Annotated in this window: 14 protein-coding genes; 5 read left to right on the forward strand and 9 right to left on the reverse strand. The window is 41.0% G+C overall.

What is annotated here, in order from left to right; genetic code table 11:
* Positions 1-78: 78 nt before the first annotated feature.
* Positions 79-1551, forward strand: a complete 1473-nt coding sequence (locus tag E2R53_RS08335) for an aminotransferase class I/II-fold pyridoxal phosphate-dependent enzyme (protein WP_133311332.1) — start codon at positions 79-81, stop codon at positions 1549-1551.
* 130 nt (positions 1552-1681) lie between these two features.
* Here E2R53_RS08335 and E2R53_RS08340 read toward each other — a convergent pair whose 3' ends face one another.
* On the reverse strand, positions 1682-1822 hold the full coding sequence (locus E2R53_RS08340; RefSeq protein WP_083328358.1) for a GapA-binding peptide SR1P: 141 nt from the start codon (positions 1820-1822) through the stop codon (positions 1682-1684).
* A 201-nt stretch (positions 1823-2023) separates the two neighbouring features.
* The gene (locus E2R53_RS08345; protein WP_133311333.1) at positions 2024-2323 is read right to left on the reverse strand and encodes a DUF3055 domain-containing protein; all 300 of its coding nucleotides are present in this window, start codon (positions 2321-2323) and stop codon (positions 2024-2026) included.
* A 148-nt stretch (positions 2324-2471) separates the two neighbouring features.
* Between E2R53_RS08345 and E2R53_RS08350 the strand changes: the two genes are divergently transcribed.
* Complete coding sequence (locus tag E2R53_RS08350; protein WP_133312223.1) at positions 2472-2870, forward strand: DUF1885 family protein; 399 nt, start codon at positions 2472-2474, stop codon at positions 2868-2870.
* Positions 2871-2895: 25 nt separating this feature from the next.
* On the opposite strand, the gene E2R53_RS08355 is transcribed toward E2R53_RS08350, so the two are convergent.
* The gene (locus E2R53_RS08355) at positions 2896-3729 is read right to left on the reverse strand and encodes a polysaccharide deacetylase family protein (protein WP_133311334.1); all 834 of its coding nucleotides are present in this window, start codon (positions 3727-3729) and stop codon (positions 2896-2898) included.
* A 124-nt stretch (positions 3730-3853) separates the two neighbouring features.
* On the opposite strand from E2R53_RS08355, the gene E2R53_RS08360 reads away from it, so the two are divergent.
* On the forward strand, positions 3854-5380 hold the full coding sequence (locus E2R53_RS08360; RefSeq protein WP_133311335.1) for a glycine betaine uptake BCCT transporter: 1527 nt from the start codon (positions 3854-3856) through the stop codon (positions 5378-5380).
* 50 nt (positions 5381-5430) lie between these two features.
* On the opposite strand, the gene E2R53_RS08365 is transcribed toward E2R53_RS08360, so the two are convergent.
* Entirely contained in the window at positions 5431-5685 is a 255-nt protein-coding gene (locus E2R53_RS08365) for a hypothetical protein (RefSeq protein ID WP_133311336.1), read from the reverse strand.
* 239 nt (positions 5686-5924) lie between these two features.
* Here E2R53_RS08365 and E2R53_RS08370 point away from each other — a divergent pair, with 239 nt between their 5' ends.
* Entirely contained in the window at positions 5925-6314 is a 390-nt protein-coding gene (locus tag E2R53_RS08370) for a hypothetical protein (RefSeq protein ID WP_133311337.1), read from the forward strand.
* Positions 6315-6400: 86 nt separating this feature from the next.
* Here E2R53_RS08370 and lpdA read toward each other — a convergent pair whose 3' ends face one another.
* The 5 genes from lpdA to E2R53_RS08395 all read right to left on the reverse strand — a co-directional run bounded on the left by lpdA (position 6401) and on the right by E2R53_RS08395 (position 12638).
* Positions 6401-7813, reverse strand: coding sequence for a dihydrolipoyl dehydrogenase (gene lpdA, locus E2R53_RS08375; RefSeq protein WP_133311338.1), 1413 nt, complete (start codon positions 7811-7813; stop codon positions 6401-6403).
* A gap of 3 nt (positions 7814-7816) precedes the next feature.
* The gene (locus E2R53_RS08380) at positions 7817-9184 is read right to left on the reverse strand and encodes a dihydrolipoamide acetyltransferase family protein (protein ID WP_133311339.1); all 1368 of its coding nucleotides are present in this window, start codon (positions 9182-9184) and stop codon (positions 7817-7819) included.
* A 171-nt stretch (positions 9185-9355) separates the two neighbouring features.
* A complete protein-coding gene (locus E2R53_RS08385) occupies positions 9356-10333 on the reverse strand; it encodes an alpha-ketoacid dehydrogenase subunit beta (RefSeq protein WP_133311340.1) in 978 nt (325 codons plus the stop codon).
* A 3-nt stretch (positions 10334-10336) separates the two neighbouring features.
* Entirely contained in the window at positions 10337-11452 is a 1116-nt protein-coding gene (gene pdhA, locus E2R53_RS08390) for a pyruvate dehydrogenase (acetyl-transferring) E1 component subunit alpha (RefSeq protein ID WP_133311341.1), read from the reverse strand.
* A 508-nt stretch (positions 11453-11960) separates the two neighbouring features.
* Positions 11961-12638 (reverse strand): YkyA family protein, encoded by a 678-nt coding sequence (locus E2R53_RS08395; RefSeq protein WP_133312224.1) that lies wholly within the window; start codon positions 12636-12638, stop codon positions 11961-11963.
* Between the two features lie 438 nt (positions 12639-13076).
* Between E2R53_RS08395 and E2R53_RS08400 the strand changes: the two genes are divergently transcribed.
* Positions 13077-13202 (forward strand): YjcZ family sporulation protein, encoded by a 126-nt coding sequence (locus E2R53_RS08400; RefSeq protein WP_133311342.1) that lies wholly within the window; start codon positions 13077-13079, stop codon positions 13200-13202.
* The last annotated feature ends 261 nt before the right edge of the window (positions 13203-13463 follow it).

Consider the following 13463-nt stretch of genomic DNA (forward strand, 5'->3'; position numbering starts at 1 on the left):
CTTGTTTTATGTGTAAATAACGAAAATGAAACCATGAAAATAGATACTATTTTTAATTAAAGAAGGTGGGAAAACAAATTGTCGCAATATGAAACACCCTTATTTACAGGATTAAAAGAGCACGCGAAAAAAGACCCTGTTCAATTCCATATCCCGGGGCACAAAAAAGGAGCTGGCATCGATCCTGAATTCCGTTCATTTATCGGAGACCGTGCTCTTTCAATAGATTTAATCAACATCGGACCACTTGATGATCTCCACTCTCCAAAAGGAATGATCAAAAAAGCTCAGGACCTTGCAGCTGAAGCATTTGGAGCAGATTATACATTCTTCTCCGTGCAGGGAACAAGCGGCGCAATTATGACAATGGTGATGGCTGTATGCGGTCCTGGAGATAAAATCCTTGTTCCCCGCAATGTTCATAAATCGATTATGTCAGCTGTTGTTTTCTCGGGTGCTACACCAATCTTCATTCATCCTGAAATTGATAAAGACCTCGGCATTTCACACGGCATCACAACGGAGTCTGTTGAGCATGCTTTAGAGCAGCACCCGGATGCAAAAGGACTGCTGGTCATCAACCCTACTTACTTCGGGGTCTCTGCTGATTTAAAGAAAATCGTTGAAATTGCCCATTCTTACAATGTGCCTGTTCTTGTTGATGAGGCCCACGGAGTGCACATTCACTTCCATGAGGACCTGCCGATGTCAGCGATGCAGGCAGGAGCAGATATGGCAGCAACAAGTGTTCATAAGCTTGGAGGATCAATGACGCAAAGCTCTGTGCTGAATGTGCGCGAAGGATTGGTATCTGTTCAAAGAGTTCAAACCATCCTGAGCATGCTGACGACAACATCTACGTCATACCTGCTATTAGCTTCTCTCGATGTTGCCAGAAAACGCCTGGCTACAGAAGGACGCGAACTGGTCGAACGGGCGATCCGACTTGCAGAAGATACACGCAAAAAAATTAATGAAATTGATAAAATCGAGTGCATCGGCGAGGAGATTGTCGGCACCAAAGCGGCATTTGATTATGATCCTACGAAGCTGATCATTTCGATTAAAGAGCTCGGTTTAAATGGCTATGATGTAGAAAAATGGCTTCGTGAAAACTATAATATTGAAGTAGAAATGTCTGATTTATATAACATCCTCTGCATCATTACACCTGGAGATACCGATAGAGAAACAGGCATTTTAGTTGAAGCGCTGCAGGCGCTGTCTTCAGAATTCATGAATGCATCGGCAGACTTGGTGAAACCGACCGTCATGCTGCCTGATATTCCTGTTTTAGCCCTGACACCGCGCGATGCATTTTACGCAGAAACGGAAGTTGTGCCTTTCAGTGAATCAGCAGGACGCATTATTGCAGAGTTTATCATGGTTTATCCGCCGGGAATTCCAATTTTCATCCCTGGCGAAATCATCTCAGAAGAAAATCTTGCGTATGTGCGCAAAAACCTGGAAGTCGGACTGCCAGTACAAGGACCAGAAGATCCTGAACTTAATTACTTGAGAGTGATTAAAGAACATAAAGCAATCAGATAAAGGAAAAGGCGATTCATTTTTGAATCGTCTTTTTTTGCGCATAGTTTGCCTGAGCCGAAACATATTCAACTGCCAGCATTAAGAAAACAAAAGCATGCAGGGATTCCTGCATGCTTCATCTATCTTCTATTTAAACCCCTTGAATAACTGTGATTTCTCTTTCGAGTACCTGGCAATCGCAGCTTGTGCACTTTCCATACAAAACACTGACCTTTTCGTCCTCAAAATGATCGATCGTACCATTGCATGTTTGACATACGATTGTTCCCATTTCCATACCCCTTTTTTGAATGGATTAGCGCTTTTTGAATTATTGAAAGCGCTTAATACTTTGTAATTCTATAATAATATAACACATTTAATCCGTCAAGCCTAAATTGTATAACACATTTAATCTTTTTATCTTAATTTATTTATCTTACTTTCTTATAAAAGCATATTAAAAAACTGGCTGAAATACGCCAGTTTTTCCTTATTCATATTGTGTTGTCAAATGGACGGCCGGGATCACATCTTTGAAGAATTCAGAGAGTTCGGATGCCTGCTGCAGGGTATCCGTGCGAAATGTTTGCTTGAGGAGTTCGAGGTCTTCGATATCTAATGAGTCAAGGAGAGCTGCTTTACCTGTTTGAAGACATACGACGAGAGGTTTGCCAAAAAACATGCTTGAGTACACTATGGCCAAATCATACCTCAGATCACTTGAAGCAAATCCAACATACCTGACGTTTGCCTGCTCTGTGTCATCATAAAACTTTTCTAAAGCGTTCATGAAGGCCTCCTTTTATTTAATCTGATTATTCAGACTAATTATAACCCAATTTACCCTCCACTACAATTAGTTAAACCTTTATCTTGTCAGATTGTTTAAATATTTGTAAAATTTAAGATAATCATTCAGAACCTTAGGAGTTGACATGATGGCCTCTCATGCTTTTATCAAATTAGTCGGCGGATCCATTCAGCAGCACATAACAGTTGATGAAGTAGAAAATCTTTTTCACTACTATAAGGAGATTACGAATAAAACCGGCCAGCAATTAAACTTTGAATATGAAAGTTCTGCTTTCCCTTATGAATGCAGACAAACGGACGGCTATCTTTCTTTAACCTCTGATCAAAGAGGTTATGCAAAAATGTATGTTGGAATCGGTGAAGCCGGAGATGAGCATCCTTCTTTTCTTCAAATCACCCTCCCATCTGATTCAAAATTCGGAGACAGGAATAAAGCAAATGAGTTTTCCAAGTTTCTTGCAAAAAAACTAAAGGGCGAATTAACCTTATTCAACGGCAGAAAAATGTACTTTTATAAAAGATAAAAGCGATCCTGAAGGACCGCTTTTTTTATGAGATTTTTTCGATTGAATCTGGATCGGCTATTTCATATCCCTTTGCTTTCAAACCTTCAACGATACCCTTCAGTGCCTCATTTGTCCATTCCCTGTCATGCATTAACAGGTTGGCGCCATTAGTGAGAAGCGGCGAATTGACCATAATGTCTGTAAGAGCATCTTTCGATTGATAATCCTGCTCCCAATCATATCCGTATGTCCAGTTCATCAGAACCATTTTTTCTTTCCCTGCAATTTTGCGGCTTTCATCTGTGTTGCTGCCGAACGGTGCACGGAAAAAATGAGGTCTTTCTCCAATGATTGATTCAACAAGATCATTCAGTTCAACAATTTCTTGTTCCTGCTCTTCTGCCGTCAAATCTTTTAAATTAGCATGTGACATCGTATGGTTGCCGATCGGAAATCCAAGGTCATGAATATCTTTTAATGTCTTTTTTTCTTCGTCCGTATCTAAAAAGTGGCCATTGACGAAAAAGATGGCACCTGCTCCCAAGTCTTTTAGTGTGCGGGCCATTTCAAGACTGTGTTTATCCGGAGCATCATCAATTGTAACTAATACAGCTTTTGCATTGACTTCTGCGCTAAGAGGCTTAATGCTCCAATTCGCCGGATCAATTTTGTATTTAGGAAAAGCTTCCGGTTCAGCTGCTGCCTCCTCAGTTTCTTTATCTTCTTTCACTTCAGGTTTTTCCGGCGGGTTTTCAATTTTCTGTTCTTCCTTTTGCTTGTCCGCTTCAGCAGGGGCCAACGCTTCATTTCCGGTCTGATTTGAGCTGCACGCCGAAAGCAAACAAACTGCTGCAAGGATGAAATACAAATGCTTCATTATGATGTATCCCCCATTCTTTCTCCTTTATTAGTATAATATAAGGCTGATTGCTTCACTATATAAAAAGAGGAATTAATGAACAACGGTACCTACTTACTATGTATAAGGAGCTAGTTCTTTTATGAAAAGAATGACACCTGTTTTTATCATTTCCGTTATCGTTTCTGTTCTTTTTATTGTCTGGGGTGCATTGCCTAAAGGAATAGCTGGTGATGCCAATCTATCGAATGTTACAACAATTGTTCACGGATTCATTATTGAAAAGTTTGGCTGGTTTTACTTACTTACAGCATCTTTCTTCTTAATTTTCTCGATTGGTTTAATTTTCACGAAATACGGAAACATCAAGCTTGGAAAAGATGATGATGAACCAAGTTATTCATATTTGAGCTGGTTTGCGATGTTATTCAGTGCCGGGATGGGGATTGGGCTTGTCTTTTGGGGTGTTGCAGAACCTATGAATCATTATAGCGCTCCCCCATCTGGAGAAGGATTTACAGATGAATCAGCGCGTGCGGCAATGCGCTATTCCTTTTTCCATTGGGGACTGCATCCATGGGCCATTTATTCCGTTATTGCTCTTGCCCTTGCCTATTTTACTTTCAGAAAAGAACAAAATGGCGTCATCAGCAATATTTTAAGACCTCTATTTGGAGATAAAGTCGATGGAAAGCTCGGAATCCTGGTAGATTTTCTCGCCGTCTTTGCTACCGTGTTTGGAGTTGCCACTTCTCTGGGTCTCGGAGCCATTCAAATAGGCGGCGGAATTTCCTATCTTTTTGACGGGATCAACAATACCTTTTCTACTCAGCTGATCATTATTTTTATCGTTACTTTCTTATTTATGCTTTCTGCCCAGACGGGACTTGATAAAGGCATCAAAATTTTAAGCAATGTAAACATCATTATCGCCATTGCATTAATGGTATTTCTTTTATTTGCAGGACCAACCAATTTCATCATGGATTTGTTCACAACAACCATTGGCGGCTATCTTCAGAATCTGACATATATGAGCTTCCGCCTTACACCATTTACTGAAGGCAGCACCTGGGTGCAGGACTGGACCATTTTTTACTGGGCATGGTGGATTTCCTGGGCACCGTTTGTCGGCACTTTCATCGCAAGAATATCCAGAGGCAGGACAATCAGAGAATTTTTGATTGGTGTGCTTGCTGTTCCTACGATTTTCGGCGCACTTTGGTTTTCTGTCTTTGGAGGCTCTGCTCTTTACCTACAGCATTTCATGAAGAAACCGATTATGGACATAATCAATGACAGGGGAATGGAAGTGGCGCTGTTTGCCGTGCTGGAGCAATTTCCTCTCGGTACATTCATGTCCTTGCTCGCCATCCTGTTAATCAGCACCTTTTTTATTACGTCAGCTGACTCTGCAACGTTCGTGCTCGGAATGCAGACAACAGACGGAGATTTAAATCCTTCTGGAAAGGTGAAATTTGTATGGGGAATCATTCAATCTGCAGCTGCTGTCATTCTGCTGTGGATGGGCGGTCTTGAAGCCCTGCAGAGAGCTTCCATTATTGCTGCTCTTCCATTTGCCGTCATTATGATTTTGATGGTCATTTCCCTTTTAAAGTCCCTGAGAAGAGAAAGACTTGCCCTATATAAGCCAGTACAAAAGAAATAATGCAAAGAACACTTTCTTAAAAAAGAAAGTGTTTTTTTAAGCTATCCGTTTTAATAGATAAGCATCTTAAAGAGAAGAAGGAGTTCATCTTTGCATAAGAAAGCCGCCGCGGCAGTTGCAGCCGTCACAATCAAAGAGACTTTTTTTGATTGTGAAAGAGATGCCGCCATAATATATGCTATGTACAAAAAGACCCCGAGCAAAATCATTTTAGCCTGCAGGGAATCTTTTTCAGAAAGCCGCTCCACCAGCAAATAGCCGCCCCATATCATACCTTGCAGAAAAATAATCATTGGCCATTTCATCTTTACTCCCCTTCTTTAACTCAACCGTTATATCACCTGTATTTAAGTTATGCGACATACTTGGTGTATATTTTTCATTTATGTAACAAATAGGTAACATTCAGGGGAATATTCGGAAAACATGATAAAATAGCATTAATTTAGCATGGCGGCATTATAAAAATAGGTAGTAAGTATTGGTTTTTTATTCTAAAAAGAGCGGTAAGTTAAGACCATTTCAATTTAAAGAGGTGGGCAATATGGCAAAGTCGGTTATTGTCGCCTTCATCATGCCAGTATTTCTTCTATCATCTTGCAGTTTGAATTTCACTTCTGAAGCGATTAATAAGCCCGAACCGGAAGAAAGAAAGCTATTATTTTTTTCAGATGAACAAGATGAATATCGGGAATCCGTCTATTATGACGCACTCATTGACTTAAAACGGGATTTTCCAGAAGAAGTTGAAGGTTTGCAATTTATTGAGTCAAGCGCGGAAGAAAAGTATCCGTTTGAAGTAGAAAAATATCCTTCTCTTGTTGTAGTGGACGATAATCAGGTGATCTTCCAGATTGAAGGGCACGTAGGGAATAAAGAAGAGATTATTACCCCTGTCATAAAAGCTTTATCAGGCAGCAGCGGACAGCGATAATCACTTGAGGTGGTTCTATTTATAATAGCCGCCTTTTTATTTTGCAAAAAAACCCCTTAATGCTGAACATTAAGGGGTTTTTCCTATTATTTTACGATGTGGATCGGGCTTCCGATTGCCACTTCAGCAGCTTCCATTGTGATTTCTCCCAATGTTGGATGCGCGTGGATTGTCATTGCAATATCTTCAGCAGTCATGCCGGCTTCGATTGCAAGGCTAAGCTCTGAAATCATATCAGAAGCTGCAGCACCAGCAATTTGTGCTCCAATAACAAGACCGTCTTCTTTACGTGTAACAAGCTTCAAGAAACCGTCTGTCTGGTTAAGAGATAGAGCGCGTCCATTTGCAGCAAATGGGAATTTAGCAGCAACAACCTCTAGTCCTTCTTCTTTAGCTTGTGATTCTGTGTATCCTACTGTAGCAAGTTCCGGCTCAGAGAATACAACAGCAGGAATTCCTAAGTAATCAATTTCAGCGTTTTCGCCAGCAATTACCTCAGCAGCAATTTTGCCTTCATAAGAAGCTTTATGTGCAAGCGGAGGACCTTCAACGATATCGCCGATTGCAAAGATGTTTGAAACGCTGGTGCGGCACTGCTTATCAATTTTGATGACGCCGCGGTCTGACATTTCAACACCTACTTGCTCAAGGCCAAGCTCGTCTGTATTAGCACGGCGTCCAACTGTTACTAACAAGTAGTCAGCTTCAACTGTCTGCTCTTCGCCTTTTACTTCAAATGTTACTTTTACGCCGTTTTCTGTTTCTTCAACAGATTTAGCTTTTGCTTTTGTATGGATTTCAACGTTTCCTTTTTTCTTAAGGTTGCGTTTTACAAGTGAGCTCATTTGCTTTTCAAAGCCCATTAGGATCTCATCCATCGCTTCGATGAAGACAACTTCAGAGCCGAAGTTAGCATAAGCTGTTCCAAGCTCAGTTCCGATGTATCCTGCACCGATTACAACGATTTTCTTTGGAATTTCATTTAAGCTAAGTGCGCCGGTTGAATCAAGAACGCGTTTAGAATATTTGAATCCAGGAATTTCGATCGGACGTGAACCAGTAGCGATGATTGCATTTTTGAATTTATAAGTTTGAGATGAATTATCATCCATTACTTTAATAGATTCGCTGTCTACAAAATATGCTTCGCCGCGGACGATTTCAACTTTGTTGCCTTTAAGAAGTCCTTCAACTCCGCCGACAAGCTTTTTCACAACGCCAGCTTTGAATTCTTGAACTTTCGTAAAATCAACTGTTACGTTCTCAGCTTTGATACCCATGTCTTCAGAATGCTTGGCATTCTCAAAACGGTGACCGGCAGCGATTAATGCTTTAGAAGGAATACATCCAACGTTTAAGCAAACGCCGCCAAGGTTTGCCTTTTCTACGATTGTTACTTTCTGTCCAAGTTGTGCAGCGCGGATGGCAGCTACATAGCCGCCAGGTCCCGCACCAATGACAAGAGTATCTGTTTCAATAGGGAAATCTCCTACTACCATCGATTACGCCTCCATTAAAATAAGTTGTGGGTCGTTCAATAAACGCTTAATGTGATTTAGTGCATTTTGTGCTGTAGCGCCATCGATCATACGGTGATCAAAGCTTAATGATAAAGCAAGCACTGGAGCAGCAACAATTTCACCGTCAACTACGATTGCTTTTTCAGCAATGCGGCCGATTCCAAGGATAGCAACCTCTGGATGATTGATTACCGGAGTGAACCATTGTCCGCCAGCTGAGCCGATGTTTGTAATTGTACAAGATGCGCCTTTCATTTCCGCAGCAGAAAGTTTACCGTCGCGTGCTTTAGTTGCTAAGCCGTTAATTTCATCAGAAATGTCAAAGATTGATTTGCGTTCTGCGTTTTTAACAACTGGAACCATAAGTCCTTTTTCTGTATCAGCAGCAATACCGATGTTGTAGTAATGCTTTTGAACAACTTCTTCCGTTTTGTCGTCGATAGAAGTGTTTAGAACCGGATATTTCTTAAGCGCTGATGTAAGAGCTTTCACTACGTACGGTAAATATGTTAACTTAATACCCTGCTCGGCTGCAACACCTTTGAACTGTTTTCTGTGAGAAACTAGTTTCGTCACATCCACTTCATCCATTAATGTTACGTGTGGAGCTGTATGTTTGGAGTTAACCATCGCTTTAGCGATCGCTTTTCTCATCGGGCTCATTTTTTCGCGTGTTTCAGGGAAGTCGCCTTCTGGAACAGCTTGTTTAGCCGGTGCTTTTTGCTCTGCTTTTTCTTCTTTAGCTTCTGCTTGAGGAGCTTCAGTTTGTGTTTCAGCAGGTTTAGAGCCGCCTTCTAAGAATGCATCAATGTCTTCTTTAGCAATGCGTCCGTTTTTGCCTGATCCTGATACTTGGCGGATTTCAACGCCTTTTTCACGAGCATATTTGCGGACAGAAGGCATAGCGATGATGCGTCGGTTTGGATCAACGTCTGCCTGATCCTGTGCACCTGCACCAGTAGCTTCTGTTGTTTCTTGTTTAGGAGCTTCTTCTTTTTTCACATCTTGGCCAGCTTCAGCAGTTGCCTGTACTTGAGCTTCTTCTTTTTTCGGCTCTTCTTTAGCAGGCTCATCCCCATGGTCATCACCTTTAAATTTAAGGTTTTCGTAACCTGGAGCATCAAATGTGATAAGAGTTTGTCCAACTGTCGCAACTGTTCCTTCTTCAACTTTAAGCTCAATAACTTTTCCTTTTACAGGAGAAGGAATTTCAACGACTGCTTTATCGTTCTGGATTTCAGCCAGTACATCATCTTCATTTACTTCATCGCCAGGCTTGATAAACCACTTTACAATTTCACCTTCGTGGATACCCTCACCGATATCCGGCATTTTAAATTCGAAAGACACGGTATATTACCTCCTATTTTTCATATGGAAAAGAAACCAGTTTGCAGGTTTCAAAAGAAAAAACATTTGATGTTTGTTCAAGTGCTTTCACGCGGCCGCGCCGCGCTGATCATGGAACATAAACACGCCATTCTTCCTGGACCCTCTGATTTCTTTTCTCAGAATGTATAATTAGAAATTCATTACTTTTTTAGCTGTTTCAATCACATCTTTAAAGTTTGGCAGCCATACACCTTCAGCTTGAGAGAAAGCAAATACAGTGTCAGGAGCTGTCACGCGAAGTACAGGAGCTTCTAAGCTTAAGATTGCACGGTCATTGATTTCAGCAACAACGTTAGCTGCAATTCCCGCTTGCTTTTGAGCTTCTTGTACTACAATCGCGCGGCCTGTTTTTTCAACAGATGCAATGATTGTATCGATATCTAACGGGCTGATTGTGCGAAGGTCAATTACTTCAGCAGAAATTCCGTCTTTTTCAAGCTCTTCTGCTGCTTTCAATGACTCATGCACCATTGCGCCGTAAGTAATAATAGAAAGGTCAGAACCTTCTCTTTTCACTTCAGCTTTGCCGATTTCAATTGTGTATTCTTCTTCTGGAACTTCCTGACGGAAAGAACGGTAAAGTTTCATATGCTCAAGGAAAACGACAGGGTCGTTATCGCGGATAGCAGAGATTAAAAGTCCTTTAGCGTCGTAAGGAGTTGAAGGAATAACAACTTTCACACCAGGCTGCTGAGCCATAAGACCTTCTAAGCTGTCAGCATGAAGTTCAGGTGTATGAACGCCTCCGCCGAATGGTGAACGGATTGTAACCGGAGACGACCAGCGTCCGCCAGAACGGTAGCGCATACGGGCCATTTGGCCAGAAATTGAATCCATTACTTCGTAAACGAAACCGAAGAATTGAATTTCAGCAACAGGACGGAATCCTGTTAATCCAAGACCGATCGCAAGACCGCCGATTCCTGATTCAGCAAGAGGTGTATCAAATACACGGTCTTCGCCGAATTCTTTTTGTAATCCTTCAGTAGCACGGAATACGCCGCCGTTTACACCAACGTCTTCTCCGAACAATAAGACGTTAGAATCATTTTTAAGTTCTGTGCGCAGCGCATCAGTGATTGCTTGAATCATTGTCATTTGAGCCATGGCTTACTTCGACTCCTTTGCTTTGTAGATTTCATATTGCTCTTTCAGATTGAATGGCATTTCTTCGTACATGTTATCCATTAAATCTGTTACTTTTTGTTTTGGATATTCATCTGCTTTTTTGATTGCTTCTTTAATATCTTCTTTAGCTTGTTCAATTGCTTTGTTCTCTTCTTCTTCGTTCCAGATTCCTTTGCTTTCAAGGAATTTGCGGAAACGTACAAGAGGATCTTTTTCTTCCCATTCGTTATCAAGCTCTTTTGTACGGTAGCGTGTTGGATCATCGCCGGCCATAGTATGAGGGCCATAACGGTAAGTAAGTGTTTCAATCAATGTAGGGCCTTCGCCATTAACAGCGCGCTCACGTGCATCACGCACAGCAGCATACACAGCAAGTGCATCCATGCCGTCAACTTGAATTCCTACGATACCTGCAGCAGCAGCTTTTTGAGCGATTGTTTGGGCAGCAGATTGCTTTTCAACAGGTGTAGAGATCGCAAATCTGTTGTTTTGAACAACAAAGATAGCCGGTGCTTTATAAGCGCCTGCAAAGTTGATTCCTTCGTAGAAGTCGCCTTGAGAAGCTCCGCCGTCACCAGTGTAAGTGATTGCAACTGTTTTAAGGTCTTTCTTTTTCATTCCAAGAGCTACACCCGCAGTCTGGATGATTTGCGCACCGATGATGATTTGCGGAGAAATCGCATTTACGTCTTCAGGGAACTGGTTTCCGTGGAAATGTCCGCGTGAGAATAAGAATGCTTGATATAATGGAAGTCCGTGCCAGATGATTTGAGGAACGTCACGGTATCCAGGAAGTACGAAATCTTCTTTTTCAAGTGCAAAATGAGAAGCGATCTGAGATGCTTCCTGTCCTGCTGTTGGAGCATAAAATCCTAAACGTCCTTGACGGTTTAGTGAAATAGAACGCTGATCCAAAATACGCGTATAAACCATGCGGCGCATTAATTCTTTTAATTGATCATCTGACAAATCAGGCATTGCAGCTTCGTTTACAACCTCGCCCTGTTCATTCAGAATTTGGAACGTTTCAAACTGCTTTGCAATTCCTTCGAATTGCTTTTTGCTGTCAACTACAGCATTTTTAGTCTTAGCAGCCATATTTAGTCACCTATCCTTTCTCTTATAAAAAATAGTTCTAGATAATTACTGACACATACAGCATTAGCCTACCCAAAATGAGTACGCCTGACACATTTTTTTAGGCTATCCTCTATATATCTTTATACCACCTGAGAGAATGCCGAAACGTTCTCTATGTATTGGACAGTACAAATATCTGTACTAATTTAAGTGATGAAAGAAATTAATACAATTCGTTTCAACATGTATTAGTGTACACCATGAAAAATAAGTTCGTCAATTGATTTATACCGATATTCTGAAAAGATATCTACTGTTTTCATTTTACTTTTATTCCCTTTTTAACAATCTGTACTATAACTAATTGTTCATCTGTATTATAAAAAACGGTACAGAGATTTATAGGGAGCAGCCGGTCGAATATACGGATGCGCGCTCTCTTTAACCATCAGTCTGAATGCAGTATACAAAAAACCTGCAGAGAATCGTTCTCTGCAGGCCATACGGTATTATACGAAGCTGTTTTTCAGGATTTTGAAGCATTTTCTTCCGGCTGCTCTACCTCGATCTCTGCTTCCTTGTAAAAGTCCATTTTTGCCTGATTGTACTGTTCTGTATACTCATTGAATTTTTTATTTTCAGCTAATACTTTTTCATAGGTGCTGTTAATTTCAGTAATTTTAGCTTCAAGCTCCTCTAGTTTTAAATCCTTTTTTTGAAACATTTGATACAGTTCTTTATCTAAGGCAATGGCTTCTTTATATGAAGCATAAAGGGCATCATAGGATTCGTAGCGATTCTGCATCAGCTCCTGAAGTCTTTCCGCCTTCTCTTTCGCTCCGTCTTCTTTAAGTTCCTTTGAAATTTCTGCAATGTTTTTAAATTCTTCTTTGGAGTCAAGAATGCTTTGCTTTTCATCCTCTACCCGCTTTTCTCTTTCCTCGACTACTGAGGCTGCTTCCTTTGAAAGAGAAACAATCTTATCGTACTCTTTCATTCCTAAAGAAATGATTTCTTCATAAAGTTCATTTTCTTCTTTTTCAAGCTCAATTAAAGGTTTCTGCTGCTGCTCAAATGTATCCTCAAGAGAAACCAACTTCTCAAGAGCCGTATACATTTCTTCTTCTGGCGAAGAGCCGGAACAGCCAGATAATAATACCGATCCAATCAAGATTGCCGCCGCCGCGGAAATTGCTTTAGACATTTTTTTCACCGTGGGTCCCCCTAACCATTCAACACTTTAACTATAAGACGTTCTCGCGTTATTTACAATATCTTCTTTTAATAGAAAAGGAAACACCCGTTCAGCTCAGACAGTCAGATTAGAATTCACTCCAAAAGTCGGAGTTTTCCTTTTTTGAGCTTTCGGCCGGTTCGGGCATGAATGAAGATTCCGATTTCAATTCATATGCAGTTTAATTCTAATAAGCATATATGACAACTTACATCCAGTTAATAACTATTAGAGGCAATTTTACGTTTTCTCCCTGTGTCGGCTGTTCCTTCTCCACGCTAATTGCCCGCCTCATTTTTTTATTGTATCTGGGCTTTTGTCTATACACTTTCCATGCCGTGACATAGTTTATATTAGACGCTCAGGCAAATGCACAGAAGATGAGGGTCATAAAAAGGAGGTTTTTACATGTACGGATGTTACCCTGGATACGGTTACGGCTACGGTGGCGGCTGTGGACGCACTTTCGCTTTAATCGTCGTATTGTTTATTCTATTAATTATCGTTGGTGCTGCTTTTGTAGGCCACTGCTAATGAATGATTGCGGCCGATGATGCCCACATTTTATGTGGGCAAGCCGCATGATTGATGCCGCATATTCTGAATGGACAAGCAATACTTTTCGTTTTACAGAAATTCCATTATACTTATATAGATGATTTAGGATCAAAAGCGCAGGCGCCTTGTTCTGACCGAGGATCCAGGCGCCGGAGATGGACGCAGAAACAGCTTTTCCATATCCACTGCCTTTTGACTTTTATACTTTCCCGGCAAGACAAGAAATGGAGTGTGAGT

Origin of the sequence: Peribacillus frigoritolerans (assembly GCF_004358755.1) — a bacterium.
GTDB lineage: Bacteria > Bacillota > Bacilli > Bacillales > Bacillaceae > Bacillus_P.